The sequence below is a fragment of the Haloarcula marismortui ATCC 43049 genome, from assembly GCF_000011085.1.
In the GTDB taxonomy this organism is placed as follows: domain Archaea; phylum Halobacteriota; class Halobacteria; order Halobacteriales; family Haloarculaceae; genus Haloarcula; species Haloarcula marismortui.
In genome coordinates this window covers 630,012-653,896 of the sequence record NC_006396.1, presented here as the reverse complement: position 1 = coordinate 653,896, position 23,885 = coordinate 630,012, and the positions used below count along the sequence as shown (strand labels likewise).

The following is a 23,885-nucleotide window of genomic DNA, read 5'->3' as shown; positions in this document are numbered from 1 at the left end:
GATAGGTAAGAATGTATCCACACAATTCGCATATCCGAATCTAATTTAAACGTATACATCCTGATTCGGAAAATATATCGGGTATCGCCGGAACCGCTACACCAGTACCAGGAAGGCCGTGGTGTGTACATGTTGGTATCCCGGCGTGGGGGCACAATCCCACAGCAACGCTGCTTCGGGCATTTCCGCCGGAAGCAGCGCTGTTGGAACGTGGGGCTTTTTCATATCGGGAGTGTGAGCGTCAGGTAATGGTCGGTGTTCAGTGATGTCGGTTCGCGTCGACTGGCGACAGAGCGTCGCCCTGACCGGCACTGTAACCAAGTATCTCGCTGTGGCAATGCTGGTCCCGCTGGGAATCAGTTTCGTGTACGGAGAAGATACCGTCGTGTTCCTGATTTCTATCGCAATTGCCATCGTGGTCGGCCTTGCACTGGAGCAAGTCAGCGATAGCCACGAACTCGGGCCACGCGAAGCGCTGCTGTTCGTCGGGCTCTCGTGGGGGGCTGTCGCAGTCATCGGTGCGATTCCCTACGTTATCGCCGGGTACGGGACCGAATCAGCGCTCGGTGAGCCTGTGAACGCACTGTTCGAGTCGATGTCCGGGTTTACAACCACTGGCGCGACTGCTACCGATGAAATATCGTTTGCTCGCCACTCTCACGCGCTGCTGATGTGGCGACAGCTCACCCAGTGGCTCGGCGGGATGGGTATCATCGTCCTGATGGTCGCCATTCTCCCAGAGGCAGCCGTCAACGGGGCACAGTTGATCGAATCGGAGGCACCCGGCCCCGAACTGCAGAAACTGACGCCGAAGATAGCCGAGACTGCCCGACTCCTCTGGCTGTTCTATCTGGGCTTTACCGTTCTGTATATCCTCATTCTGCTTGGCCTCCATTACACAGGCTACGCACCGAATATGGACGCTTACAACGCCGTTGCCCACGGGTTCACAACGCTGCCGACCGGCGGCTTCTCGCCACAGGCTGAGAGCATCGCCTACTTCTCACCGGCCGTCCAGTGGGCCGTCATCCCGTTCATGCTCATTGCCGGGATGAACTTCGCGTTGTTTTACCTCCTGTTGCAGGACGAGTATGCCGCCTTCCTCCAGGACCGTGAACTCCAGGCGTACCTCGGTGCAAACGCCGGCGTGGCCGTCATCCTCTGGGGCCTGCTGTTTACCGGGTCCGCACCGCCGCTCGAACTCGGTGGCATCACGCAGGGTGCGCTGGAGAACTCGCTCAGGCAAGCCACATTCCAGGTCGCCTCGCTGCTGAACTCGACCGGGTACGCGACGAGTAACTTCGCTGAGTGGGGCAACACCGCACAGGGAGTCCTGTTGTTCGCGATGTTCATCGGCGGCTCCGCAGGGTCGACCGGTGGCGGTGTCAAGATCGTTCGCTGGCTCGTCGTCCTCAAGAGCATCCGACGGCAACTGTTCACGACTGCCCATCCCAGTGCCGTCAGACCAGTTCGGCTCGGCGGGCAGGTTATCGATGAGGACGTTATCAACGCGATATACGGATTCACGCTTTTGTACCTGCTCACGTTCGGCATCGCGACGGTGTTTCTCCTCCTTGATGCGGGCCGTGTCGGACTCGAACTAACTGTCTTCGAGGCCATCAGCGCAAGTCTTGCGACTATCGGGAATATCGGCCCCGGGTTCGGGTTTCTGGGGCCGTTCGGGACCTACGAACTCTTCCCGGAAACCAGCAAACTGCTGATGATATTCCTGATGTGGATCGGTCGACTGGAGATAATCCCGGTGTTCGTGCTATTCACGGGTGCGTTCTGGAACGAGTGAGTCCGGGAAACACCTTCTGCCGTTGTTTGTAGCTGCCAGTTCAGTTATATTCCTCCCAGATAGAGATGTGAGTATGTCTAGTCATGAAAACGAGCCGACACCGCCTGAGGGGCTCCCGGATGAAGTAGCAGCGGAACTGCCACAGTTGACGCCTGATGAACTCCGCAATACGATCATCTATGCGCAGGAGCTGTTACAATTCCACGACGAGACGGCCTCACCGGTAGAGCCGGGCCCCAACGAGGAAATCCTTCGTGCGACCAAACGCGACGGCTACACCGAGGTGGTGAAGCGGACGACCTGTGCTGAAGACTGTGGTGACTGCCCACACGGTCCGTATCTCTACCACGTCAAGGAGGAGACCAGACCCGAGGGCGGTACGAAAGTCCACTGGATGTTCCTCGGCGAAGTCTACCCTGATGAAGAGTGAAAGACTGCGAGGCGACCGCTCAGCTACGGGTCGAGCCCGTACAGCCCGGCTCGGATGAACACGAGTATCGGGATAATCTCCAGTCGGCCGACCCACATATTCAACACGAACATCCCCTCCGCAATCGCGGGCATCGACGGGCCGGTGATGCCCGATGAAAGGCCGACGTTCCCCTGCGCGCTGGCGACTTCGAACAGGGCATCGGCGTAGCCGAACGCTGGTCCTGCGACGTTGGTGAGGACGACGCTGCTGATGATGAGAATGATGAGCCACAGCAGCGTGACGATGGCCGCTTCGCTGAACTCCCGCTCCATCGACTCACGGTCGAGCGTCCGGTTGCCAATACGGGCCGTAATCACCGCGTTTGTCGGGAGGAACACCCGCGAGAACTGCCAGATGATGCCGCGAACGATGGTGTAGCCCCGGATGATTTTGATGCCTCCGACAGTGGACCCCGCAGCGCCGCCAAGCACCATCGCACCGGCCACGAGTACCTTGCCGCCGGCGAGCCAGCGACCGATTGGTGCCGACTGGAAGCCGGTACAGCTGAGGGCGCTGACCCACTGGAACGTCGAGTCCCGGACCGCATCGAGCTGTGCGGCGTTGAGCATCGGCACGGAAACCGGCAGGAACGACTGGGTGGCAAACGCCTCAGTCGTCGCAGGAACGGACCACGCGTTTTGTACTGAGAGACCAACGACGCCGACCGTGAGCAGGATAAACAGCCAGCGGGTCTGCAGGTCCGTCACCAGTTCACGAACCTGCCTGTCGTGTAAGACGACGTAGTGGACCGGGAACGCAATCGCACCGAGAATCATAATCGGCAACAGGACGGTCTCGACAAGCGGCGAGTTGTACGTTGCAATCGAGTTGTCAGTGACCGAGAACCCGCCGGTCGTGAGCCCAGTCATGGCATGGTTGAGTGCCTGCCAGGCGACCTCCCACAGCGGCAGCGACTCCGCGTACTCGCTGTCGCTGGCGAGGATAGCACCGAACAGCAGCGCGAACGAAAGGACTGTGTAGCCGACAACGAGTTTCCAGACCGTTCGGACGGTAGAGACGACGCTTGGATGGATCTTTTCCTCTCGGGCCTCGCTCTGGTAAAGGGCGTAACTACCGCTGCCGGGTCGTGAAAGGATAGACACGGTCAGGACGATGACGCCGACGCCGCCGACGTACTGGATGAACGACCGCCACCACTGGACTGCGCGGGGGAGCGAGGGCTCGTGAATCGCCATCGTCAGGCCGCTCCCGGTCCATCCGCTCATGCTCTCGAAAAAGGCATGGAGCGGATTCCGGAAGTACGCCAGACTGGAAAGCGTCGTCGTTCCGCCGACCCTGATCGGCGCCCACGTACTCGTGTCCGTTCCGACCGGAACGAACGTATCCATGACAGCAGGAGGCGTGAACCACGCGGTCAACAGGAACGGCAACGAGCCGAACGCGGCGACCAGCAGCCACCCGCCGGCGGCGATGACCATGCCGTGTTTCATCTGTGGGGCTGGAGCATCGGAGAACCCGCGGTTCGCGAGACCGCCGACGCCAGCGGTCATCCCGGCCGCGGTAAAGAACCCAAACGCGGCGTAGAACTCTTGAAAGCCCAGCGCAACCGCGGCTGTAATCGTCATCAACCCGGCCTCCATCAGCAGGAGGGACCCGATATCGCGGGCGATTGTCTGCAGGTCTGTCGGGAACAGCCCGCCGTTCCGTCGTGACATATCAGTTGTGGTCCTCGGAGTGACCAAAGATGTCGGTCACCTCCGGCGTCGCACCCTCTCCCGAGTAGACCGTGAGGAGGTCGTCCGCCTCGATACGCGTATCGCCGCGGGGCGTTATTGGGTCACCATCGCCATTACGCTCGATAGCTACGATGAGCGTCTGGCCACCGATGAGGCCCTCCGAGTTGGCTTCCTGTAGCGTCTTGCCAGCAATCGGAGCACCTGGGGTGACCGTTATTTCGAACACTTCCGCGTGATCGCCAATGCGCATGAAGTCAACGATAGACGGCCGTTTGACGGCCCGATAGAGATACTCGGCGATGAGCCGCTGTGGGTTCTGCATCGTGTTGACGCCGATCTGGCGGAACACGTTCATGTGCTCGGGATTGTGGACAACTGAGACGATGTCCGGCACTTCGAGTTCCTGTGCCAGCAGACAGACCATGATGTTGGTCGCGTCCTGATCGGTTGTCGAGATGAGCGCGTCGGCACGGTCTGCACCGGCGTCCTCTAGCGTATCCTTCACCGTCGCGTCGTCGTTGATAACGAGACAGTCGTACTGTCTCGACGCGCGTTCCGCTCGTTCCGCGTCGCGTTCGATAACGACGACCTCGTTGCCCCCTGCTGTCGCAATCTCAAGCAACGGCGACCCGATATCACCGGCACCAACGATGACAATATACATTTTTGCCAGTGTACTGAACCGATGGTTGAAAGCCTACCGTTCCCAGTCACAGGGAGGCCATTGCGGTAATTCGGGGCAGTCCCGCTCCCAAACCACTATACTGTCCCCGACTGAATCCCACGGTATGGCAACTCTCACCGAGCAGTTCGACCATCCAGCGTGGCTGACGGCCGCCGGGACGCTGGCCGGCTATGGCATCATCCTCCTATTCATGTTCCTGTTGCTGTTTATTCTGCCGTATCTCCTGTTCCCAGCCTAAGACGGGGTACTGCAGCCGGACGCCGGTGTATCGCATTACTAGACAGAACCACATCGGCTGCTGCGGTCAATATGACCGCTACAGGGGTATCGCAGTTAGTAAATAGGTCCGTGTGGGAGTACACGTCGATGGAAGGGAAGGCAGCAGCGCCCGCAGCAGGGACGGTCCTCAACGCGCTCGCGACCGGCCGCGGCGCGGCGTTTGCTATCGACGAGTACACGACAGCGACCGTCACGCTCTCGACCGAGACCGACGGCGTCACCGGTGAGGTGGACGGTGCGCCGGACGCCGACACGCGGCTCATCGAACGCTGTGTCGAGTACGTCATCGACGCCCACGGCGGCCCACAGAACGTGGGTGTCCCGGCAGTCTCCGGCGGGACCGTCCGCACCGAGAGCGAGGTCCCGATGGCGTCGGGGCTCAAAAGCTCCAGTGCGGCCGCAAACGCGACTGTCATGGCGACGCTCGACGCGCTTGACGCGACCGAGCGGATGAGCCGCGAGGACATGGCCCGTCTCGGCGTCATGGCCGCCCGCGACGTGGGTGTCACCGTCACCGGGGCCTTCGACGACGCGTCGGCGTCGATGCTCGGCGGCGTCACCGTCACCGACAACGAGGACGACGCGCTCCTTGCCCGCGAGGAAATCGACTGGGATGTGCTCGTCTGGACGCCGCCGGAACAGTCTTTCAGTGCTGACGCGGATGTCGAGCGATGCCGGCAGATCGCACCGATGGCCCGCCTCGTCGAGGACCTCGCACTCGATGGCGACTACCAGCGGGCCATGACCGTCAACGGCCTCGCGTTCTCGGCCGCGCTGGATTTCGAGACGGACCCGGTTCTCGACGCACTCCAGCACGTCGAGGGCGTCTCACTGTCCGGAACGGGGCCGTCGTTTACCGCCGTCGGCGAACGGGCGGCACTCGAAGCTGTACAGGACGCTTGGGACAAGCGACCCGGGGCGACCTGGCTGACGACGACACAAACAGAGGGAACACACACAGTATGAGCACGAATTCAAACCCAGAGGATATGTCGCTGGACGAACTGCGCGACGAAATCCGGACAATCGACCGCGAGATCGTTGAGAAGATCGCACAGCGAACCTACGTGGCCGACACCATCGCACAGGTCAAAGACGAGAAGGGGTTGCCGACGACCGACGAGCAACAGGAGCAGGCCGTCATGGACCGCGCCGGCGACAACGCGGAGCAGTTCGACGTTGACCAGAATCTCGTCAAAGCGATCTTCCGGCTCCTGATCGAACTGAACAAGGTCGAACAGCGAGAGAACAGATAGTAAGAACCTGTTTTGATGTGGTCGGTATAGTCCGAGACTCGGTTTTAACGCTCACTCACCACCTTCACCGCCCTGTTAGTACTCCCAGAGACGGTTGATCCGTGAGTCGATATCGGGATGGGCTGCCCGGAGCGCGTCGACATCGGTTTCGCCGTCGACGTTGATTACGTGGACCTCACCCCGTTGCCCCCCGTACACGTCCTGAAAGTCGTAGACGACACCGAACACGTCGACGGCGTCGGGCACGTCATCGCTGTCTCGGAGGAACTCGACTTGTCTATCGACATTGTACTCGACAAGCCGGTTGATGGCTGCCGCCCGCTCGATATCCTCCGGGAGATGTTCCAGCGCAGGCTCGAGATGGGGCTTGAGAACACCGAGACAGTGCTCGATACCGGCCGGCTCATCGAGGCCGTCCGTCAGGTCGTCGTAGGTCGCCGTCACCGCTCCACAGCCGGTGTGGCCGACGACGATGGCGGTTTCGGTCATCGTGTGCTCGATGGGGTACAACACGTCACCCGAGACCGCCTCGCCGGACGCGGTCTGCTGGATAACTCGGTTCCCGATGTTGCTACAGGTAAAGAGATGTCCCGGCTCGCTGTTGCCCCACATATGGTCCTGCAGCACCCGCGAGTCGGAGCAACAGACCGTGACAGCATCGGGTGTTTGTGAGTTCTGGACGCTGTCGAACCGGTCCCGGAACGCCGCCGCGTGGTCGGCGTTTCCGGCAAGTAAATCACGTAATAACTGACTCATGCGTGGGCAGATAGCCGCCATGCAGTAAACTCATTGGACTTGGGCAGTGTTGGCGTCTGCAACTCGGCACTGACTACAGGTCCGTGCTTTCAGAATGCTCTGGCAGTGCTGAGGATGGGTTTAGAGCCAGATATAGCCGGTTGCGACGTCCTACTGTGATGCAAGCCAGCGAACAGACCGGTCTGAAAGGGTAACGGTATGTGGTCGGAGAGACTTGAGCAAAAGAGCCTCTGCTGGCACTTCTGGAGCGTGAAACGCGAGAAATGGGGTCGGAGGGATTTTCACCTGACTGCGAGACTCACTTCGTTCGTCTCGCGTGGTTCAAATCCCCCTCTCAACAGTTCTGCCGCTCGCGTTGTAGCTCGCGGCAGGAAATGGGGTCGGAGGGATTTGAACCCCCGATCGGCTGATATCTCCGTCCTGCGCCTCGGAACTCCAGAGGGTCATCGTCGCGAACCGGTGATCAGCCGGCCGCTCAGTATATCAGCCCTTGGAGTGTCGTCCCAGGCGCGTGGCCTCTGGAGTCAGCCGCCTTCCCGGACTAGGCCACGACCCCGCACTCCGGCGTAAGCCGACTCGCATTAAAGGGATTTCGATTGGCAGACGGCGCTCAGTCGCGGTCGGTGTCAGACCAGTCGCATTCCTGGCACTTGTATCCAGTAACGAATTCTAGCGCAGAGGGCATGTACCCCACGGAGATGACGTTCTCGCCGCATTCCGGGCAGTCGTCATCGGCGTCTTCGATAGGCTCTGCGTCCATAACACCGTCTCCTTCGATGAGTTCGGCCAGGCTCTCGGGGGTTTGCATCCGACCCTGGACCACGCGATTGTCGCTCATACCGGACGACCGGGCCTGGGAGGCCTAAAAGTTCTCCCTCGTCACAGCCACGGGGCGCGTTCTTGATCCGGTTCGTACTCGACCGCGGCCCCTTCGTCGGTCTGCTCGTCGGCGGCAACGCCCTGGGACGCGCCGCCGTCGGCGAAGGCGGCGGTGAGGTCCACGGCGTCCGGTCGGTATTCCGTGTGACGCGTGCGGGCGTTCTCCGGGTCGAACGACAGCAGCGCCGTGACAGCGAGCACGGCCAGCGCCACGGGCGCGTCGGTCGGCATCACGCCGAGGACCGAAAGGGCGAGGACGCCGAGCGCGACAGCGCTACCGAAGCGAAAGCGGTCGATGTCGACGGCGTTACGCAGCCACGGGCTCGCCAGTGCGACGGCGAGGGCGAAGCCGATACCGACGCCCGTGGTGGCGGCCGCGCGGAGCAAGACACCGGGTTCGATAGCGGTGACCAGCGTTGCGCCGGCGGGGTCAAGGCTCGCCAGGAGGCCGAGGACGACGATGACGGCTGGCCGCGGCAGGTACTCGCCGATTCGGGCGCTCGCGGTCTGTGCTGCGATGGCGAGGATGACGAGGCCGGCGAACCGTTCGAGGGTCCCCAGTTCGACGAGTCCCGCAACCGTCGGCGCAAGGGCCGCTTCGACGAGCGCGATCGGCATCAACACGGCTCCGATGATGAGTACAGAGCGCGCCTGCTGCCGGGGGCCGCCTTCGAGTTCGGCTAACACGACAGCGACGGTGGCCGACCCGCCGAAGACGAGCAAGCCCACTTCGAGGACGCCCATCCAGGTCGAGAGTGCCCCCGCGAGGACGAGCACTGGGAAGATGCCGTCGACGAGCGGCAGACCCATAACGGTCGCCAGCAACCGGCCACCGCGGCCGACCTGCCGCTCGATGTCGAGTGCAATCGGGTGTCTGGAGCTACTCATGTCGTGCTACGGTTGAGCGTAACCCAACTCCCGTCGGGAGGTTCTCACTCGGTCCTGACGAACACGACAGAATTGCCAGAACTTCTTACCGAACCACGTGAACGCTGTATTGCCCGACGCTGTGGACGTCATCTGACGGGCAGTACCGTTCCGTGCGGGTTCGGTGAGTCGCATGTTTTTAATTATCCTTCATTCGCACATAACCGTTGCGTGAGAACTGCGCACATACGCCACCGTTTCTCCGGAATAGCCCGTTGTTTGTGGACGAATGTCTCACCTTCGGGACCAGGGAGTGACAAATGAGAGACCGATAGCGGATTTCTGGAACGGGGTGCCAGAGAGACGTGTGGCATCGAACCTCACGTAGCGCCGAGTCTCGCAACGTTTTTGCCGGGCCGTCGTTGACGATTTACATGGCGAACGATTCCGAGCCTTTCTCAGAGAAGCTCCGAGTGCCGGAGGCGCTGACGTTCGACGACGTACTCCTCAGACCCAAGGAGTCCCGTGTCGAACCCGACGAGGCAGATACCACAACGCGGGTCTCGAAATCGGTCGAACTGACCGTCCCCGTTGTCTCCGCGGCAATGGACACCGTCACCGAGAGTGACATGGCGATCGCGATGGCACGCCAGGGCGGCATTGGCGTCCTCCACCGCAACATGAACGCCGACCAGATGGCGACCGAGATCGAGCGGGTCAAACGCGCCGACGAGCTCATTATCCGCGATGTCGTGACGGCCAGCCCGAACCAGACCGTCCGCGAGGTCGACGAGATGATGGAACACGAGGGCGTTTCCGGCGCGCCGGTCGTCGACGACGACAACGGCGAAGTGCTGGGCATCATCTCCGGGACGGACATCCGGCCGTATCTGGAGGTCGGCGAGGACGACGCCGTCACGGATGCGATGACTGACGAAGTCGTCACCGCCCCCGAAGATGTGACGCCCCGCGAGGCGCTGGAACTGATGTACGACCACAAGATCGAGCGCGTCCCTATTGTCGATGGCGAGAACCGACTCGTCGGACTGGTCACGATGCAGGGCATCCTCCAACGTCGCGAGTACGACCAGGCTGCCCGCGCAGACGACGGCTCGCTCCGCTGTGGTGCCGCCGTCGGCCCCTTCGAGATGGACCGCGCGCAGGTCGCCGACGAGGCCGGTGCTGACATCCTGTTCATCGACTGTGCGCACGCCCACAACGCGAACGTCATCGAGAGCGCCCGCGAGATCAAGGCCGAAGTAGACGCTGACGTGGTCGTCGGCAACATCGGGACCCGGGAAGCCGCTGAGGCCGTCGTCGACTTCGCCGACGGCGTCAAGGTGGGTATCGGCCCCGGCTCCATCTGTACGACTCGTGTGGTCACCGGGTCGGGGATGCCACAGATCACCGCCGTTGCGCAGGTCGCCGACGTGGCGAGCCAGCACGACGTGCCGGTCATCGCCGACGGCGGCATCCGGTACTCCGGCGACGCCATCAAGGCCATCGCCGCGGGCGCTGACGCGGTGATGCTCGGTTCGTACTTCGCCGGGACCGACGAGGCTCCGGGCCGCGTCATCACGATGAACGGCAAGAAGTACAAGCAGTACCGCGGCATGGGCAGCGTCGGCGCGATGAACGAGGGCGGCGGCGAACGCTACCTCAAGGACGACGAAGAGGGCGAGGAGTTCGTCCCCGAAGGCGTCGAAGCCGCGACACCGTACAAGGGCTCGCTGGCCTCCGAACTCCACCAGCTCGTCGGCGGGATGCAGTCCGGGATGGGCTACGTCGGAGCCGAGACGATACCCGAGTTCAAGCAACGCGCCGAGTTTGTTCGGGTCTCTGCCGCGGGACAGCAGGAGAGCCACCCACACGACGTGATGATTACGGACGAAGCACCCAACTACAGCCCCGACAACTAACGCTGTTGACCGAGGAACGCAAGAAAGTCGAAGCCGACTATAATGTGGTTTCGCAGGCCGGACTACACGCTTCTTTCTGTGCCGCATTTGCGTCGGGATACGCTTTGAACGACGCACCACAGCTCGCACACTCGAACGTGTCGAAGTCGGACATAGCGGCCCAATATACTCGCGCCGCGAAAAAAATCATTTCGGGAGTGTCCGTCAGTCGTAGTAGTCTTCGTCCAGCGGCAGTTCCGTCCCGGACGACGTGACTTTGTCGACAGTCGTCTCCAGACGGAGTGTCTCACTGCACTCGGGACAGATGACCGCCACGTCGACCTGAAGAGAGTCATCGGCGTCGTAGATTCCCAGAACCTCCGCGTCAGAGGCGTACAGATACTCCGCCGACAGTTCGTGCTCGTGGTCGCGAGCGTAGTCGTACGTCATACGTGCCCGCTTCACCCGCATCTGTGTTGATGGTTTCGGCGATTCCCAGTGACAGCACATACAGGGGACCCGCTCGAAGTCGCGGACATGGGCGACTTGGAAATCAGTGCCGGCACCTGGGATGCGTTCGAAGATGCGGCAACAGCCGTCAGAACAGCAGTGTTCGTCGAGGAACAAGGCGTCTCCGAGGACGAGGAACTCGATGGAAACGACTCGGATGCGGTCCAGTTTCTGGCCCGTGATGACGAGTATCCTGTCGGGACTGCTCGGCTCCGGTTTCCCGAGTCCACGGTCGGCAAGGTTGAGCGAGTTGCGGTCCGCGAGCCATATCGGGGCGATGGCGTCGGCGCAGCGCTGATGCGGGCTGTCGAAGACGCCGCTCGGGACGACGGCGCAACCGAACTCAAACTCCACGCACAGACCCACGTTGAACCATTTTACCAGCAGCTCGGCTATGAGACGGTTAGCGACGAATTCGAGGAAGCAGGCATCCCACACGTCAAGATGCGAAAGCAACTGGACGGCTAACTGGCCTGCCTAACGGGTCGGAAGAGAGCCAAATCACGGTCGGGCGTGTTCGCTTCGGGCTTCGCGCCCTCTCTGGCTCAAATGTCTCCTACTACACCAGTGGCTCGCGGATTTGCGAGCCACAGTAATAGCGGGCCGGAAGGGATTTGAACCACGGTCGGACGTGCTCGCTTCGCTCCGCGCGACCTCCCTGATTCAAATCCTTCGAACGTTTTCACTGCTCGCTGTCGTTCGCAGGAAAACGGGCCGGAAGGGATTTGAACCACCGGAACTTCGCTCCCACAGGTCGCTCGTTCCATCGTTCAAAACCGCTTCGTAGCCGCTTTGCTCCTCACGAAGTGTTCGTCGCAAAAGCGGGCCGGAAGGGATTTGAACCCTCGACCGACGGCTTAAGAGGCCGTCGCTCTGCCAGACTGAGCTACCGGCCCAGTGCACTCAGTTCTCTGGACGGCCCGGTAAAATAGGTTTTCATTCGAACGCCTCGTGTCGGTTGGTCCCACGTTTCTTGCACACACCAGTCGGCTAGCGGCGATCGGCTATCATCGGTGTCGTTTGGGGCACGACTGTGACCGTGTTAGATGGCGATTGACGGCCCCTCGGGCCGGCTTTTCAGGAAGCCGTTCCCAGTTGTTGGAGAAATAGCTGGCATTAAAGAGGCTTGACGCCAAGCGATACAGACACTAATGAGTACAGCCAGCGGCATCACGATGGCCTCTATGTCGACCTACGCCATCCTCGGGTGTGGGAGTGTTGGCCACGCCGTGGCGGAAGAACTCGTCGAGGAGGGGAAAGACGTCCTCATCCTCGACGCGGACGAGGGGCGAGTCGAGGCGCTCCGCGATCAGGACCTCAACGCACAGCAGGCAGACATCTGCGAGACTGACGTCGCCCAGACGGTCGCCGACCGCGACGTGGTGCTCATCATGTCACCGGACGTGAACGCCAACGCCGAAGCGGTCCGGAACATCCGGGAGTCCGGCGGCGAGCAGTTCATCGTCGCCCGCGCCGACGACCCGGTGTCTGCCGACGACCTCACGGAACTCGGTGCGGACGTGGTCATCAATCCCTCCGCGGTCATCGCCGATTCGGCGCTTCGAGCGCTGGAAACGGGTGAACTGGAGTACAAGGCCTCACAGCTGGGGGATGTCATTGACGGGACCGAAGAACGCATGGCGATACTTATCCACCGGTCGCCGGACCCGGACTCCATCGCCTCGGCGGCGGCGTTGCGGGCCATCGCCGCAAGCCGCGACGTGGACGCCGACATCATCTACGAGGGCGAGATCGGGCATCAGGAGAACCGCGCGTTCGTTAATCTCCTCGGTATCGAGCTAACCTCGAACGAGGATGTCAACCTCGATGAGTACGACACGTTCGCGCTGGTGGACGTTGCCAAGGGAGGCGAACCGGCTGTCGAGTCGGTCGATATCGTCATCGACCACTACGAGCACGAGCACGAACTGGAACACGACGCCGCCTTCTCCGATATCCGGCCGAATATCTCGGCCACGTCGACGATCCTGACGAAGTACATTCAGGAACTGGACCTCAACCTCGACCAGAGCGTCGCCACGGCACTGCTGTATGGCATCCGCGCCGAGACGCTGGATTTCAAGCGAGATACGACGCCGGCGGACCTGACTGCCGCGGCGTACCTGTATCCGTTCGCCGACCACGACACGCTCGAACAGGTCGAATCGCCGTCGATGAGTCCGGAAACGCTGGACGTGCTTGCCGAAGCGATTCGGAACCGCGAGGTGCAGGGAAGCCACCTCGTCTCCAACGCCGGGTTCATTCGGGACCGCGATGCGCTGGCACAGGCGGCCCAGCACCTCCTCAATCTGGAGGGCATCACGACCACAGCGGTGTTCGCTATCGCCGATGATACAATCTATCTCGCCGCTCGGTCCAAGGACATCCGGATGAACATCGGCAAAGTACTATCAGACGCGTTCGGCGGGATGGGCGAGACAGCGGGCCACTCCACCGACGCCAGCGTCGAGATACCGCTGGGCATCTTCACTGGCCTCGATACCAGCGATGACAACAGAGATACACTGCTGGAACTCACTGAAGAAGCAGTTAAGCGGAAACTGTTCGAAGCAATGGGTGTCGACAGTTCCAGTAGCGAGAGTTCGAACGGTAACTAGGCGGGGACTTCTTCTTCTTCGTCGCCGGCCTCGGGCTGGCGGAGCCGTTCGACAATGTCGCTGACGATAACGACATCGCCGACAGCCTGGACCCACCGGTACGGAATGATGACGCCTCGCGACGCGTTCACCTCTTCGTCAAACAGCTCCGTGTTAAGCTGGTGGAGTGCCAGCCCTGTCACTTCCTTGCGGTCGAGTTCCAGCCGAAGGTCCTCGACTTCGCCGACGAACACGCCGTTTTTCGAATACACCTCGCGACCCACGAGGGCTGTAATCTCTTGTGGTAGATTCTCCATTCCCATACGACGGTGGTTGGTCGGATGGCTTATAAAGCTTCTTTGCGACTGAAACGTCCGCGGCGCGGGGAGTCAGTACCATGCAGCACTTCCGAAACCGATTGTCGGGCTAATTCTGTCTTCCCAGTAGCACTACCGGCACACGGGTACCAGTCGTCTGTTCGGGCCGCGGGACTTTTACCCTGCTTTCCCGTTCGCTCGGTATGCTCTCCCCTGGTGACCCTGCCCCGGATTTCGACCTGCAAGGGACCGCGGACGGAGGTGCTGGTGCCTATCGGTTGTCGGCTGCGACGAACCGCGCGCCGGCGGTCGTGGCGTTCGTTCCCGGCGACGACCCCGAGTCGCGGACCGTCCTCAGTGCGCTGGCCGATGCAGACTGGGCGAGCGTATCGGATGCCGTGGCTGTCTTTGGCGTTCTCCCAGCAGGTATCGACGACTGCCGGTCGCTCGCGGCGGCGTTGTCGCTTCCCTACCCGCTGCTGGCCGACACTCACGGCGTCGCTACGCAGTTCGGCGTCCGAAAACAGGGCGGGAGTATCCAACGAGCGGCGTTCGTCGTCGACCAGCGATGTCGTGTTCAGGTGGCAACTGTGTTCGACGACACCGACGGGACCATGCCGGCCATCGACACGGTTCTGCGTGGCCTTGCTGAGTTGTAGCTACTCACCGTGGTCCAGTTCGCCCTCTAACAGACCGTAGATGTACACGTCTTCGTAGCGGCCATCGCGGAACCAGTGGTCCCGCAGCGTCCCCTCTCGCTGGAACCCCGTCTTTTCAAGCACGCGCTGGGAGCCCTCGTTGCCGACGAAGACCTTCGCGTACACTCGATGGAATCGACGCTCCTGAAAGGCGTACTCGGTGAGCCTCCGGGCGGCGTCGGTCGCGTAGCCGTTGCCCCACGCATCCGGCGTGAGCCAGTAGCCAAGTTCGGCCATTCCGATCCGGTCTGTGACATCGTTCAGACCGATTATACCGACCGCCTCGCCGTCGACGCAGATGAGCAGATGCACGTCATCAGTCTCGCCGCTGGTGACGGATTCGACCCACTCACGCTCAGCCTGTTCGGAGATCGGCTCTGTGGCCGAGAGACCGTGCCTGACATCCGGATTGTTGACTGTCTCTTGCAGGAACTCGACATCTTCGCCTTCGACCGTTCGGAGCGTTACTGTTTCGCCCCGGAGGAATGCTGGTCCGGGCATATGTAACCCGACGAAGGGGTGCTGAAAGAAGCTTCGGAAGGTGTGTGAGTGAGCTTCATGGAGCCCAGTTATCGGCGAGCAGGCCGTACTCCAGCAGATCTACGTAGTCGCCGTTGACGAAGGCGTGGTCGCGCCGTCGTCCCTCCTGCTGGAATCCCACTTTTTCCAGCACACGTGCGGAGGCCGGGTTGGTGGCGTAGCAGTCCGCACCGAGTTTGTTCAGTCGCAGTTCCTGAAACGCATACTGTGCGAGACAGTCCACAGCATCGGTCGCGTAGCCGTTGCCCCAGTGGTCCGGACAGATCGAGTACCCGAGCACACCGAATCCCCACGGGTGGTGGTCTTCGTGCAACATACACGTTCCCACCGGATCATCGTCCACACAGACGACGAAGTGCGTGTCAGCACCACGGGCGTTGAGGTCTTCGGCGGCTGGCTCGGAGAGTGGCTCGTTGAACCCGATGTTGTGCCGGACCTGCGGCTCGTTTAATAGCTGCTGTAGCAGGTCGCTATCGGTTGCTTGCTGCGGGTGGAGCGTCACGCGCTCACCGTGGATGAACGCTGGTCCTGACACGCGTGAAACCACTCGCAGATGATACAAGGGTGTTGTCGTGGTATGTGAAGTGACACCATACACATACTAGGCAGTTGAGAACGACACGCCAAAGGGAACCCAGCACTGCCCTGCGGTATGGGAACGCCGCTGGAGTCACGCGAGGAACAGGCAACAGAGGTCGTCGACCGACTACATGAGGAATACCCCGACTCGACGATTTCACTGAACTACAGTAGCCGCCTGGAACTGCTAATTGCCGTCGTCCTTTCGGCGCAGTGTACCGATGAGCGAGTCAATGAGGTCACAGCAGACCTATTCGAGAAGTACCAGGGTGCCGAGGACTACGCTGCGGCCTCCGAGGAGCAACTCGCTGAGGACATCTACGGCATAACGTTCCACAACAACAAGGGCGGCTATCTCCAGGGAATCGGTGAGATTCTGACCGAAGAACACGACGGCGAGGTCCCGGACACGATGTCCGCCCTCACTGACCTCCCGGGTGTCGGCCGTAAAACGGCGAACGTCGTCCTCCAGCATGGCCACGACATCGTCGAGGGCATCGTGGTCGACACGCACGTCCAGCGGCTCTCGCGGCGGCTGGAGCTCACCGAAGAAGAGCGCCCGGAAGCCATCGAGCAGGACCTGCTCGACGTGGTGCCGGAGAGCGAGTGGCAACAGTTTACGCACCTGCTCATCGACCACGGGCGAGCCGTGTGTGGTGCGCGCTCGGCCGACTGCGAGGCGTGCGTGCTCGCGGACATCTGTCCCTCGGAGAAGGGCGACAGCGAGGTCGACCTCGCCAGCGGCGAGGCATGGTAGCCCCGCGCCGAGCGACTCAGCTTTCGTCGTCACTGAAACGCGCAGTGAGCACTGGCACGTCGGACGTGCGAACGACTTTTTCGGCGACGCTACCGAGCAAATACCGTTCAATGCCCGTCCGGCCGTGGGTCCCCATGACGATGAGGTCGATGGCGTTCTCGTCCGCGTAGTCGAGGATTGCTCTGTGCGGGGGACCGCGCTCAATGGCGGTGACGGTGTCGACTGTGTCGACCTCGTCCGCCGCTGCCTCGACGATGGCCTGTGACCGCTCCTGTAGCGACGATTCGATGTTGTGGTCTTCACCGACCATGCCCGGCTCCGACTCGTCGTGTTCCTCCGCAATCATGCCAGTCGTCGCTCCCTCCGGGCCTGCGGAGGTCATCCCAATGTGCGGCGACGACGTATCGAGCACCGTCATGATGTGTAACGTCGCGTCGTGCGTCTCGGCGAGATTGCGTGCATGCGCGAGTGCGGCTGCTGCTCCGTCACTACCGTCGGTTGGAAAGAGGATGTGTTCGTACATTGGAACCACAACTAGAGATGGACATGCAAGGCTAATGAAACATCTAGCCTGTTCGCAGAAACCGAGAATCAGACCCGCTGTCGGCACTCACGCCACGTACCGGAGGGCGTACCGGGCGATACCGACCAGATACGCCAGCAGCCAGAAGATGACGTAGCCGAACACCCCGATGCGGAGCCGAGAACGCCAGTGGCTGAACGTCTCGTCGCCGATTTCGTCCAGCAACAGGTCCTCGTCGTACTCGTTGTAGAGGTCGTGCTCTCGCTTCGCGCGGAAGATGCGGACGATTCCTGTGCCACCGAAGGCAAGCAGCGCGTAGGCTTGCAGGCCGAGCATCGCGTGGACAGCAGACAGGCCACCAAGCTGGTCCGGCAGGCGCGGGATCATCCAGAACACCATTGGGACGGTGGTCAACACCAGCCCTGTTGTGACGAACTTCAGGTGATGTATCAGCACGTCCCAGGTGACTGGCTCCGTCTCGATGATGTAGTACGCACCATACAGGAAACAGGGGAGGCTGAGGCTCACCGACAGTAACACGACTGTGGCCACGAGGCCGTCCGACACCATGGGCCGACCTAGGGACAGTGCTCGCTAAAGACTGCCGGATGCCGAAGGTCAGAACTTGTAAGCCGTCGCGGTCCCTACACCCGAGCAATGGCCGACCCGGACTCGACGTCTCCCACGGAGGACGAGCGCGGGAACACCCCTGCGGATGCGGTAGCTGCCGAAACCGAGCCTGGCGAACCCGGAGCTACGGGCGACAGCGCTGAGACGGCCGGTGCTGGCGAGTCGGGCGATGATGGCGAGTCGGGCGAGGCACTTGATACGGAGGCGCTCCGGAAGCAGGTCGAAGAAAAGTACGACTTCGACAACTTCGGCCCGGCGGACATGGCCGAGATGACCGCCGAGGAGTGGGACGTTGCCTTCGACGAGGAATCCTGGATCATTGGCGACGAACTCCTCGACCGAGTTGCGCGGGACCTGCGAAACCGCGTGGCGAACCGTGATGTGTTCGCTCGCATCGAGCGGCATCAGGACCCGCCGCGGGTGCTCGCGTACTCCGACGAGGGCTACGCAATCGTCTATCCCGATGGGAGCCTCGAAGGTGAGGGGACCGTCATGCGTGACGTAAAGCCCACGGTCGCGCTGTGTTCCATGGATTCCTACGACGTACCTGAGAACGTCCCTGACAGGCCCCTCCCCCAGCCGGAAGAGGTCCCCGAGGGCGGTGGCGAACTCGGAAACTGGATGTTACAGGCGATTGCCGGGGCACAGTTCCTTGCTGGGGTTGCCCTGCTCGGGGGTGCAGCACTGGCGACCGGTGGCGTCATCGGCAACAGGGGGACCAGCATCGCGCTGCTAGTCGTGGCTGGTGTTGCCTTCATCGGTGTGTCGCTTGTCCTCTTTTTCACCGTCGCAAACGCGCGGCTCTCGGACACGTTCCGCTCTGAGGAGTACCGGGACAGACTGCGGGCAATCGGACTCGAGGATGGCGAACGACCGGAGTTCGTTCCGGAGCTGAGCCCGCAGAATTCGGGGTCTGAAGAGGGGGCTGGCGAAACTGACGAAGCCGGGTAATGACGGTTCCTGCGGGTGGTATTCGGTGGGTTTATACAAACTCAGTCCTGATTCCAGAGTGTATATGAATAGACGGGAGTTCGTCCGGACAGCAGGGGGGGCCGCCGGTGCTGCGGCGACCCTCAGCGCCACCGGCGCGGCCGCCGCACAGGAGGAAGGCGGTGACGGTGCCAAAACCGTCCCGGACTACGGCGGTTTCCTGGATTCGGTCGGGAACTTCGACGGGTCGACCGTCGACGCGACCGGGCAGGACACAGTAACTGTCGAGGTCGGCGTGCAGGCCAACGGCGGCGCGTACGGATTCGGTCCGCCAGCCGTCCACGTGGACAACGGCGCGACCGTCCAGTTCGAATGGACGGGTAACGGTGGCGGCCACAACGTCGTCTCTGACGGCGACGGTCCGCTGGACTCCGGCAGCACGGCCTCCAGTGCCGGCGTCAACTACGAGCACACCTTCGAGGAGGACGGCATTTACCCGTACCTCTGTGTCCCCCACGAGGGACTCAACATGAAAGGGGCGATTGTTGTCGGCGAGGAGTACCCGACACAGACAATCGGCGGCGGCGGCCCGGTTGAGGTCGACCCACACTACGCCGGCGTCCCGATTCAGCCCCACTTCGTTGGGTTCGGCGCTGGACTTGCAGTCATCATCCCGCTGATCTTCACCTTCTTCCAGCTGAAGTACGGCGAGTCGCCCCACACTAGCGGAGGGAACAACTGATGGCATCCGAAGGCTCCACCTACGGCGATATTCACCGGTACGAACCGCCACGCGAGAGCACGGCAGCGGCTGTCGGCATCGTGCTCCTGACGATCATTCAGGTCGGCCTTGTCGGGCTCTTCACCTACGGCATGATTGCCGGGTGGGCGTCCGGTATCGGGACGACGTTGACGGTCCGCCTCATCGAGGCCAATATGTTCATGGGCGGCGTGTTGACGGCGATATTCATCGACCTGTCGTTCATCATGCTGCTGTACCGCAAGGAGTTCCTTCCCGACGTGATGATCGTCAAGAAGCGCCGTCGCAAGTGGGAAGACCTCTACATCCGTCAGGAAGACGTCGACGGCACGACGATGGCGGACGGCGACAAGCTCGCAGAGACATTCAAACGCGCAGTGTACCCATACTACAAGAAATAATATGCCACTTGATGAAGACAAATATCCGGCTGAAACAGGCCGTCGTCGCTTTGTAAAGGGCGTCGTCGGGAGTGCAGCACTCTCAGGCGTTGGCGTCGGTGGCGCAGCAGCCGTTGACGCGACAACAGACGCCGCCGGCGAAGGTGGCGGGACAACCCCGTTCGTCGCTGTCGAAAATACCTCCGGACCGGCACCACGGGGAATGCCGATCATCCCGATCGAGATAAACGGTGGCGAGATCAGTGGGCTTTGGCCAGAGTACGACGAGAACGCCGGGGCGGCCGTTGCACCTGACTTCGGCGGGAGCGGTATCGACTACTCCTCGCAGTGGTTCCAGTACTGTGGTATCCAGAGCACTGCCGCTATCTACCCTCAGTCAGACCGGAACAGCACGTTTCTCAACGACACCGGGACCTTCTCCTGGCAGGGAGAGTATGAATCCGGCAAACCACTCACGGTCGATATGTTTGAGGACTACAAGGAGTGGGGCAACGGCATCGGCGACCCCGGCGTCGGGAAGCCTGCAAGCGTCGTCTGGCGGACCAACAGCGACGGAAAGAACGGCGCTCCGGTGCAGATAATCCGATCAGTCGAAGTCGAAAAGATGGCCAACGGCGAGGGCGAGTACGGAGACCTTCCCGGAAACGTCCAGTCATTCATTTCAGAGGCGACTGATCAAGGCTTCATCGCCTGGCTAAACAAATGTACACACTTCTGCTGTGTGCCGGGATTCAAGACGCAGGAAGGGAGTGCAAACTTCGGCGGCGCAAACTCTATTTACTGTCAGTGCCACCAATCAGTGTACGACCCGTTCAGTCCCGTGCAATCGACGTTCGTGGCGCTGCCACGCCCACCACAGACGGATTAACCAATGAGTCTCGAACGCAAAGACGAACACGATCACAAAGGCTGGATGGAATCGCGCGAGCTGACACCGATCGAATCGGTGTACCTGACCGTGCTCATCTGGCTCGACAAACGGCTGCGCGTTGTTGACTATCTGGAGATCCTCGAGGATCTCTACTACAAGGTCAACATGCAGATGCCGAAGAGCCACACGGAACAGTACAACCTCGACAACAAATTCTGGTACTGGTACCCACTGTATGCACTCGGGTCGTTCTCGACAGTTGCGTACATCGTTGCCGCGATATCAGGCGCGCTGCTGGGCTTCTACTACGCTCCGGCCGCCGCGGCTGCTGACGGGTCGCCGACGGTCGCGTACGACTCAGTGATGCTTATCATGGGCCAGCTCAACCTCGGCTACTTCCTGCGCTCGGTCCACCGCTGGGCCGCGCAGATTATGGTTGCCGCGGTGTTCCTCCACATGCTCCGTGTGTACTTCACCGGGGCATACAAGGAACCGCGCGAGCTGAACTGGCTCATCGGCATCGTCCTGATCTCGCTGACGCTGGTGTTCGGATACACCGGCTACCTGCTGCCGTGGAGCCAGCTATCGTTCTGGGCCGGCCAGATCGGTGTCGAGATGTCCCTCTCCATCCCGCTTATCGGTGAGTGGGTTGCACAGCTGATGTTCGGCGGGTTCACGCTTTCGCAGGCCACGCTACAGCGGATGTACATCCTGCACGTGTTCTTCCTGCCGTTCATCACGACTGCCATCATCGCGGTCCACATCGGCATCGTCTGGATGCAGGGGATCGCTGAACCACACTAATACTATGAGCGACAACGACACAGACGACGTTCGCACGGACGGTTCCGGCACCGGTATCGTCTCGCCGGACGACGAGACCCCCGCATGGTCCGAACGCAAAGAGCGGACCCAGGGGCTCTCCCGGCTGACCTACGAGTACTTCGAGCGGGCGCGCCGCGAGGACCAGGACCTTCGCCAGCAGTCGGACTACGTCGAGCGTGACGTGCTCGCGTTCCCGGCTTGGCCCCACGAGATGATGCGCAACATTGCGCTGACTTCCTTCTTTGTGGGCATGATTCTGTTCGTCTCGGCGACACTGCCACCGGAAATGCCGAACCCCGCCAACTCCAGCGTGACGCCGGCGATCATTCTGCCGGACTGGTATCTCTACTGGTCCTTTGGCCTGCTCAAGCTCGGTCCGTTGAACCCGGACCTGAGCATCCTCGGCGGCTCGAAGCTCATGGCTGACCGAACCTACGGTGTGCTGGCAAACGTCGTGGTCGTCGGCTTCGTCGCGATCGTCCCCTTCCTGAACAAGGGGTCTGCACGCCGTCCCGTCGAGCAGCCGTTCTGGGCTGCGGTCGGGATGTCCGGCGTCATCTTCAGCCTGACCATCGCTGCACTGTCCATCAAGAACCTCGTTCCGATGGACTCCCACCTGCTGTTCGACCTGACGTTCCTCGTCCCCATCATCAGCGCGACGATCACCTACGCGGTGCTCAAGACGATGCGCGAGGGCTACATGTTCGACCTCAACCGTCGGTACTACCGGCTGCGACCGCCGAAGTAACCGACTCGGCCAGTTTCTCTGTCGTTTCTTTGCATCCGCCGTTCCATTCCACCGCAAGCGTAGTGACTTCGTCTCGCCGCAGTAAAGTGGCTCCCGTCCGTAGTAGTAGCGATGACAGAGGACCAGTCAGCGGGGACTGAAGACGGGTCGGAGCGGCGGGACGTTGTGGTGCCGCTTCGCGTGTACAAGGCCGTGACAGTGTTTTCAACGCTGTTTGCGGTCGCCAGCGTCGTCGCCGGCTTCATTCTCGTCGACGTGGCAACACAGCGGGCGTCAGCGCCCGCCTCGGAGATCGATGTTCCGGTCGGCATCGCCGGAATCGCGTGCATCCTCGCTGGCACAGTCGTCTATGCGTTTTCGACACGGTTCCGTACCGAGGAAATGGGAAAGTCTAAAGACGACGCTACCTAACGTTCGGATAATGGCTGACGAGTTCATGAAGGGGTTCGCGTGCCTCATGGTCGGCGGACTGGGCTGGATGACCATCAAGGGCTGGTACAACACGCCGAGTTTCGAGGGGGCACAGCTCACCGGCGAACTTACTATCGAGGAACCGACCACGTTCGACCAGATCGCTCTGTTCATGGGCGATGCGTTCTTCTGGTTCGCGGTCCTGGGCGCACTGACCTTCTGGGTCGTGCTCCCGCTGATCAGTGAATTCCAGGCGTACCTCAACGAACGGTCGGCATAATAGTACGCAGTAACCGTGTCTTTCTAGCTGGGACCGACGCTAGTCTCAGTTCGCAGTCTGATCGATCGGTGCGCTGTCCTCGTCACGTACCTGAATTCCGCGAGAACGAAGTGCCGTAGCAAATTTTGTCGGCGACACCCCGCTGTAGGTCGCCGCTTCTTTCAGTGTGAGTGTTTCCCCGCGATACAGTGTCAGCGCCGTAGTGAGGGACCTGTGTGACATTTTCGTCTACACTGAAACAGATACAGTGCGGGTATTAAACTATTTCGGCTAATTCCAGTCCAATTAGTCGCTGAGTTTGTTTCGAATTGGCCATTTGCAGGCTATAGTGGCATAGAAGCACACGAACGCCTGATACTGTCTAGGAAGTAGCTGCTGACCGTATGCGTGCATCTTCCGATAGGCACGGCTAGCAAATTACAGGGACTCGACGCCGGTAGAATGAGAGGACGTGTTTAGACGATGGCGCTCCAAGGACCCTTGATGACCCAGAACAGGCTCTGGTAGCCCGCGTACATGAACACCACGAGAGCGGCGACGATAGCTCCTTTCGGTCGTTCCAGTGGAATGTCACGGCGTGCTTCGACTTTCCGGGACTCGAACTCGAAGAAGTCAGTGATGACTGCGCCGAGCACGAGCACGGACAGGACCATCCCACCGTGATGGTGGAGCGTCATGTAGAAAAACGATAGCACGACCAGTGCGATGTTGGAGAACGTGTGTGCCGGGTGTCGGCTAACCGCCTCCGCACCATCGTTTTTGTACTGTTTGACGTGGCTTCTATGGGCGAGCTGCCGTGTGAGGAAGTTTACAATTACCACTCCGAAGATGACGTATTCGATGAGGAGCGCGCCGCCGACTGTGGGGCTCCCCAGAATGGTATCCAGTGGCCCAAAGAACGTTACGGATGGCTGCATA

The 23,885-nt window shown here is 61.1% G+C and carries 30 protein-coding genes and 2 tRNA genes; 18 read left to right on the top strand and 14 right to left on the bottom strand.

Annotated elements, in window-relative coordinates; translation table 11 throughout:
• Positions 1-265: 265 nt before the first annotated feature.
• Together RR_RS07345 and RR_RS07340 are read left to right on the top strand one after the other, a co-directional pair.
• Positions 266-1,801, top strand: coding sequence for a TrkH family potassium uptake protein (locus tag RR_RS07345; protein WP_011223212.1), 1,536 nt, complete (start codon positions 266-268; stop codon positions 1,799-1,801).
• 73 nt (positions 1,802-1,874) lie between these two features.
• Entirely contained in the window at positions 1,875-2,231 is a 357-nt protein-coding gene (locus tag RR_RS07340) for a hypothetical protein (protein WP_007187798.1), read from the top strand.
• A 23-nt stretch (positions 2,232-2,254) separates the two neighbouring features.
• Here RR_RS07340 and RR_RS07335 read toward each other — a convergent pair whose 3' ends face one another.
• Together RR_RS07335 and RR_RS07330 are read right to left on the bottom strand one after the other, a co-directional pair.
• Positions 2,255-3,949 (bottom strand): potassium transporter TrkG, encoded by a 1,695-nt coding sequence (locus tag RR_RS07335; protein WP_011223211.1) that lies wholly within the window; start codon positions 3,947-3,949, stop codon positions 2,255-2,257.
• Between the two features lies 1 nt (position 3,950).
• Entirely contained in the window at positions 3,951-4,634 is a 684-nt protein-coding gene (locus tag RR_RS07330; protein ID WP_011223210.1) for a potassium channel family protein, read from the bottom strand.
• A 124-nt stretch (positions 4,635-4,758) separates the two neighbouring features.
• Between RR_RS07330 and RR_RS22945 the strand changes: the two genes are divergently transcribed.
• From RR_RS22945 to RR_RS07320, 3 genes are all read left to right on the top strand, one after another.
• Positions 4,759-4,893: a hypothetical protein gene (locus RR_RS22945; protein ID WP_004961683.1), complete on the top strand. Its 135-nt coding sequence runs from the start codon at positions 4,759-4,761 to the stop codon at positions 4,891-4,893.
• Positions 4,894-5,021: 128 nt separating this feature from the next.
• A complete protein-coding gene (locus tag RR_RS07325) occupies positions 5,022-5,900 on the top strand; it encodes a shikimate kinase (RefSeq protein ID WP_049938824.1) in 879 nt (292 codons plus the stop codon).
• Positions 5,897-6,190, top strand: coding sequence for a chorismate mutase (locus RR_RS07320; protein WP_004961688.1), 294 nt, complete (start codon positions 5,897-5,899; stop codon positions 6,188-6,190). The genes RR_RS07325 and RR_RS07320 overlap by 4 nt, the downstream gene beginning before the upstream one ends.
• Before the next feature lie 75 nt (positions 6,191-6,265).
• Here the strand turns inward: RR_RS07320 and RR_RS07315 are convergent, their stop codons facing one another.
• From RR_RS07315 to RR_RS07305, 4 genes are all read right to left on the bottom strand, one after another.
• Positions 6,266-6,946, bottom strand: a complete 681-nt coding sequence (locus tag RR_RS07315) for a carbonic anhydrase (RefSeq protein ID WP_004961690.1) — start codon at positions 6,944-6,946, stop codon at positions 6,266-6,268.
• Positions 6,947-7,321: 375 nt separating this feature from the next.
• Positions 7,322-7,502: transfer RNA gene (locus RR_RS22025), tRNA-Trp, on the bottom strand.
• 54 nt (positions 7,503-7,556) lie between these two features.
• Complete coding sequence (locus tag RR_RS07310; protein ID WP_004961693.1) at positions 7,557-7,784, bottom strand: DUF5795 family protein; 228 nt, start codon at positions 7,782-7,784, stop codon at positions 7,557-7,559.
• Between the two features lie 41 nt (positions 7,785-7,825).
• Entirely contained in the window at positions 7,826-8,713 is an 888-nt protein-coding gene (locus RR_RS07305; RefSeq protein ID WP_011223207.1) for a DUF5794 domain-containing protein, read from the bottom strand.
• A gap of 413 nt (positions 8,714-9,126) precedes the next feature.
• Here RR_RS07305 and guaB point away from each other — a divergent pair, with 413 nt between their 5' ends.
• The gene (gene guaB, locus RR_RS07300) at positions 9,127-10,611 is read left to right on the top strand and encodes an IMP dehydrogenase (RefSeq protein WP_011223206.1); all 1,485 of its coding nucleotides are present in this window, start codon (positions 9,127-9,129) and stop codon (positions 10,609-10,611) included.
• A 204-nt stretch (positions 10,612-10,815) separates the two neighbouring features.
• On the opposite strand, the gene RR_RS07295 is transcribed toward guaB, so the two are convergent.
• Positions 10,816-11,040 (bottom strand): hypothetical protein, encoded by a 225-nt coding sequence (locus RR_RS07295; RefSeq protein WP_004961702.1) that lies wholly within the window; start codon positions 11,038-11,040, stop codon positions 10,816-10,818.
• An 87-nt stretch (positions 11,041-11,127) separates the two neighbouring features.
• Between RR_RS07295 and RR_RS07290 the strand changes: the two genes are divergently transcribed.
• Positions 11,128-11,568, top strand: coding sequence for a GNAT family N-acetyltransferase (locus tag RR_RS07290; protein ID WP_011223205.1), 441 nt, complete (start codon positions 11,128-11,130; stop codon positions 11,566-11,568).
• Positions 11,569-11,922: 354 nt separating this feature from the next.
• Here the strand turns inward: RR_RS07290 and RR_RS07285 are convergent.
• Positions 11,923-11,996 (bottom strand) — tRNA-Lys (locus RR_RS07285).
• A gap of 255 nt (positions 11,997-12,251) precedes the next feature.
• On the opposite strand from RR_RS07285, the gene RR_RS07280 reads away from it, so the two are divergent.
• Positions 12,252-13,718, top strand: a complete 1,467-nt coding sequence (locus tag RR_RS07280) for a DHH family phosphoesterase (protein ID WP_011223204.1) — start codon at positions 12,252-12,254, stop codon at positions 13,716-13,718.
• Here RR_RS07280 and RR_RS07275 read toward each other — a convergent pair.
• Positions 13,715-14,014 carry a PRC-barrel domain-containing protein gene (locus RR_RS07275; protein WP_004961709.1) on the bottom strand — a complete coding sequence of 100 codons (300 nt, stop codon included), beginning with the start codon at positions 14,012-14,014 and terminating at the stop codon, positions 13,715-13,717. The genes RR_RS07280 and RR_RS07275 overlap by 4 nt on opposite strands.
• Positions 14,015-14,217: 203 nt before the next feature.
• On the opposite strand from RR_RS07275, the gene RR_RS07270 reads away from it, so the two are divergent.
• Positions 14,218-14,673 (top strand): redoxin domain-containing protein, encoded by a 456-nt coding sequence (locus RR_RS07270; RefSeq protein WP_004961712.1) that lies wholly within the window; start codon positions 14,218-14,220, stop codon positions 14,671-14,673.
• Here the strand turns inward: RR_RS07270 and RR_RS07265 are convergent, their stop codons facing one another.
• Positions 14,674-15,213 carry a GNAT family N-acetyltransferase gene (locus tag RR_RS07265; protein WP_011223202.1) on the bottom strand — a complete coding sequence of 180 codons (540 nt, stop codon included), beginning with the start codon at positions 15,211-15,213 and terminating at the stop codon, positions 14,674-14,676.
• 55 nt (positions 15,214-15,268) lie between these two features.
• Positions 15,269-15,787: a GNAT family N-acetyltransferase gene (locus RR_RS07260; protein ID WP_049938823.1), complete on the bottom strand. Its 519-nt coding sequence runs from the start codon at positions 15,785-15,787 to the stop codon at positions 15,269-15,271.
• Positions 15,788-15,904: 117 nt separating this feature from the next.
• Between RR_RS07260 and nth the strand changes: the two genes are divergently transcribed.
• Entirely contained in the window at positions 15,905-16,588 is a 684-nt protein-coding gene (gene nth, locus RR_RS07255) for an endonuclease III (protein ID WP_004961721.1), read from the top strand.
• 16 nt (positions 16,589-16,604) lie between these two features.
• Here the strand turns inward: nth and RR_RS07250 are convergent, their stop codons facing one another.
• Together RR_RS07250 and RR_RS07245 are read right to left on the bottom strand one after the other, a co-directional pair.
• Entirely contained in the window at positions 16,605-17,111 is a 507-nt protein-coding gene (locus RR_RS07250; protein WP_004961725.1) for a universal stress protein, read from the bottom strand.
• Between the two features lie 87 nt (positions 17,112-17,198).
• Positions 17,199-17,681 carry a DUF7321 family protein gene (locus RR_RS07245; protein WP_004961726.1) on the bottom strand — a complete coding sequence of 161 codons (483 nt, stop codon included), beginning with the start codon at positions 17,679-17,681 and terminating at the stop codon, positions 17,199-17,201.
• Positions 17,682-17,768: 87 nt separating this feature from the next.
• On the opposite strand from RR_RS07245, the gene RR_RS07240 reads away from it, so the two are divergent.
• The 8 genes from RR_RS07240 to RR_RS07205 all read left to right on the top strand — a co-directional run bounded on the left by RR_RS07240 (position 17,769) and on the right by RR_RS07205 (position 22,967).
• Complete coding sequence (locus RR_RS07240; protein WP_011223200.1) at positions 17,769-18,692, top strand: DUF7319 domain-containing protein; 924 nt, start codon at positions 17,769-17,771, stop codon at positions 18,690-18,692.
• Between the two features lie 64 nt (positions 18,693-18,756).
• Complete coding sequence (locus RR_RS07235; protein ID WP_004961731.1) at positions 18,757-19,413, top strand: halocyanin domain-containing protein; 657 nt, start codon at positions 18,757-18,759, stop codon at positions 19,411-19,413.
• Positions 19,413-19,832: a DUF7318 family protein gene (locus RR_RS07230; RefSeq protein WP_011223199.1), complete on the top strand. Its 420-nt coding sequence runs from the start codon at positions 19,413-19,415 to the stop codon at positions 19,830-19,832. The genes RR_RS07235 and RR_RS07230 overlap by 1 nt, the downstream gene beginning before the upstream one ends.
• 1 nt (position 19,833) lies before the next feature.
• Positions 19,834-20,700: a hypothetical protein gene (locus RR_RS07225; protein WP_004961736.1), complete on the top strand. Its 867-nt coding sequence runs from the start codon at positions 19,834-19,836 to the stop codon at positions 20,698-20,700.
• A gap of 3 nt (positions 20,701-20,703) precedes the next feature.
• A complete protein-coding gene (locus RR_RS07220) occupies positions 20,704-21,507 on the top strand; it encodes a cytochrome b (protein ID WP_004961742.1) in 804 nt (267 codons plus the stop codon).
• Positions 21,508-21,511: 4 nt separating this feature from the next.
• Entirely contained in the window at positions 21,512-22,276 is a 765-nt protein-coding gene (locus RR_RS07215) for a cytochrome bc complex cytochrome b subunit (RefSeq protein WP_004961745.1), read from the top strand.
• Positions 22,277-22,387: 111 nt separating this feature from the next.
• On the top strand, positions 22,388-22,687 hold the full coding sequence (locus RR_RS07210; RefSeq protein WP_005534631.1) for a DUF7315 family membrane protein: 300 nt from the start codon (positions 22,388-22,390) through the stop codon (positions 22,685-22,687).
• Positions 22,688-22,697: 10 nt separating this feature from the next.
• Positions 22,698-22,967 carry a DUF7314 family protein gene (locus tag RR_RS07205; protein ID WP_004517812.1) on the top strand — a complete coding sequence of 90 codons (270 nt, stop codon included), beginning with the start codon at positions 22,698-22,700 and terminating at the stop codon, positions 22,965-22,967.
• A 455-nt stretch (positions 22,968-23,422) separates the two neighbouring features.
• Here the strand turns inward: RR_RS07205 and RR_RS07200 are convergent, their stop codons facing one another.
• Entirely contained in the window at positions 23,423-23,884 is a 462-nt protein-coding gene (locus RR_RS07200; RefSeq protein WP_011223198.1) for a DUF7313 family protein, read from the bottom strand.
• Between the last annotated feature and the right edge of the window lies 1 nt (position 23,885).

Coding starts and splice junctions, on each gene's coding strand:
- RR_RS07345 (WP_011223212.1), top strand. CDS start 266: ATGTCGGTTCGCGTCGACTGGCGACAGAGCGTCGCCCTGACCGGCACT.
- RR_RS07340 (WP_007187798.1), top strand. CDS start 1,875: ATGTCTAGTCATGAAAACGAGCCGACACCGCCTGAGGGGCTCCCGGAT.
- RR_RS07335 (WP_011223211.1), bottom strand. CDS start 3,949: ATGTCACGACGGAACGGCGGGCTGTTCCCGACAGACCTGCAGACAATC.
- RR_RS07330 (WP_011223210.1), bottom strand. CDS start 4,634: ATGTATATTGTCATCGTTGGTGCCGGTGATATCGGGTCGCCGTTGCTT.
- RR_RS22945 (WP_004961683.1), top strand. CDS start 4,759: ATGGCAACTCTCACCGAGCAGTTCGACCATCCAGCGTGGCTGACGGCC.
- RR_RS07325 (WP_049938824.1), top strand. CDS start 5,022: ATGGAAGGGAAGGCAGCAGCGCCCGCAGCAGGGACGGTCCTCAACGCG.
- RR_RS07320 (WP_004961688.1), top strand. CDS start 5,897: ATGAGCACGAATTCAAACCCAGAGGATATGTCGCTGGACGAACTGCGC.
- RR_RS07315 (WP_004961690.1), bottom strand. CDS start 6,946: ATGAGTCAGTTATTACGTGATTTACTTGCCGGAAACGCCGACCACGCG.
- RR_RS07310 (WP_004961693.1), bottom strand. CDS start 7,784: ATGAGCGACAATCGCGTGGTCCAGGGTCGGATGCAAACCCCCGAGAGC.
- RR_RS07305 (WP_011223207.1), bottom strand. CDS start 8,713: ATGAGTAGCTCCAGACACCCGATTGCACTCGACATCGAGCGGCAGGTC.
- guaB (WP_011223206.1), top strand. CDS start 9,127: ATGGCGAACGATTCCGAGCCTTTCTCAGAGAAGCTCCGAGTGCCGGAG.
- RR_RS07295 (WP_004961702.1), bottom strand. CDS start 11,040: ATGACGTACGACTACGCTCGCGACCACGAGCACGAACTGTCGGCGGAG.
- RR_RS07290 (WP_011223205.1), top strand. CDS start 11,128: ATGGGCGACTTGGAAATCAGTGCCGGCACCTGGGATGCGTTCGAAGAT.
- RR_RS07280 (WP_011223204.1), top strand. CDS start 12,252: ATGAGTACAGCCAGCGGCATCACGATGGCCTCTATGTCGACCTACGCC.
- RR_RS07275 (WP_004961709.1), bottom strand. CDS start 14,014: ATGGAGAATCTACCACAAGAGATTACAGCCCTCGTGGGTCGCGAGGTG.
- RR_RS07270 (WP_004961712.1), top strand. CDS start 14,218: ATGCTCTCCCCTGGTGACCCTGCCCCGGATTTCGACCTGCAAGGGACC.
- RR_RS07265 (WP_011223202.1), bottom strand. CDS start 15,213: ATGCCCGGACCAGCATTCCTCCGGGGCGAAACAGTAACGCTCCGAACG.
- nth (WP_004961721.1), top strand. CDS start 15,905: ATGGGAACGCCGCTGGAGTCACGCGAGGAACAGGCAACAGAGGTCGTC.
- RR_RS07250 (WP_004961725.1), bottom strand. CDS start 17,111: ATGTACGAACACATCCTCTTTCCAACCGACGGTAGTGACGGAGCAGCA.
- RR_RS07245 (WP_004961726.1), bottom strand. CDS start 17,681: ATGGTGTCGGACGGCCTCGTGGCCACAGTCGTGTTACTGTCGGTGAGC.
- RR_RS07240 (WP_011223200.1), top strand. CDS start 17,769: ATGGCCGACCCGGACTCGACGTCTCCCACGGAGGACGAGCGCGGGAAC.
- RR_RS07235 (WP_004961731.1), top strand. CDS start 18,757: ATGAATAGACGGGAGTTCGTCCGGACAGCAGGGGGGGCCGCCGGTGCT.
- RR_RS07230 (WP_011223199.1), top strand. CDS start 19,413: ATGGCATCCGAAGGCTCCACCTACGGCGATATTCACCGGTACGAACCG.
- RR_RS07225 (WP_004961736.1), top strand. CDS start 19,834: ATGCCACTTGATGAAGACAAATATCCGGCTGAAACAGGCCGTCGTCGC.
- RR_RS07220 (WP_004961742.1), top strand. CDS start 20,704: ATGAGTCTCGAACGCAAAGACGAACACGATCACAAAGGCTGGATGGAA.
- RR_RS07215 (WP_004961745.1), top strand. CDS start 21,512: ATGAGCGACAACGACACAGACGACGTTCGCACGGACGGTTCCGGCACC.
- RR_RS07210 (WP_005534631.1), top strand. CDS start 22,388: ATGACAGAGGACCAGTCAGCGGGGACTGAAGACGGGTCGGAGCGGCGG.
- RR_RS07205 (WP_004517812.1), top strand. CDS start 22,698: ATGGCTGACGAGTTCATGAAGGGGTTCGCGTGCCTCATGGTCGGCGGA.
- RR_RS07200 (WP_011223198.1), bottom strand. CDS start 23,884: ATGCAGCCATCCGTAACGTTCTTTGGGCCACTGGATACCATTCTGGGG.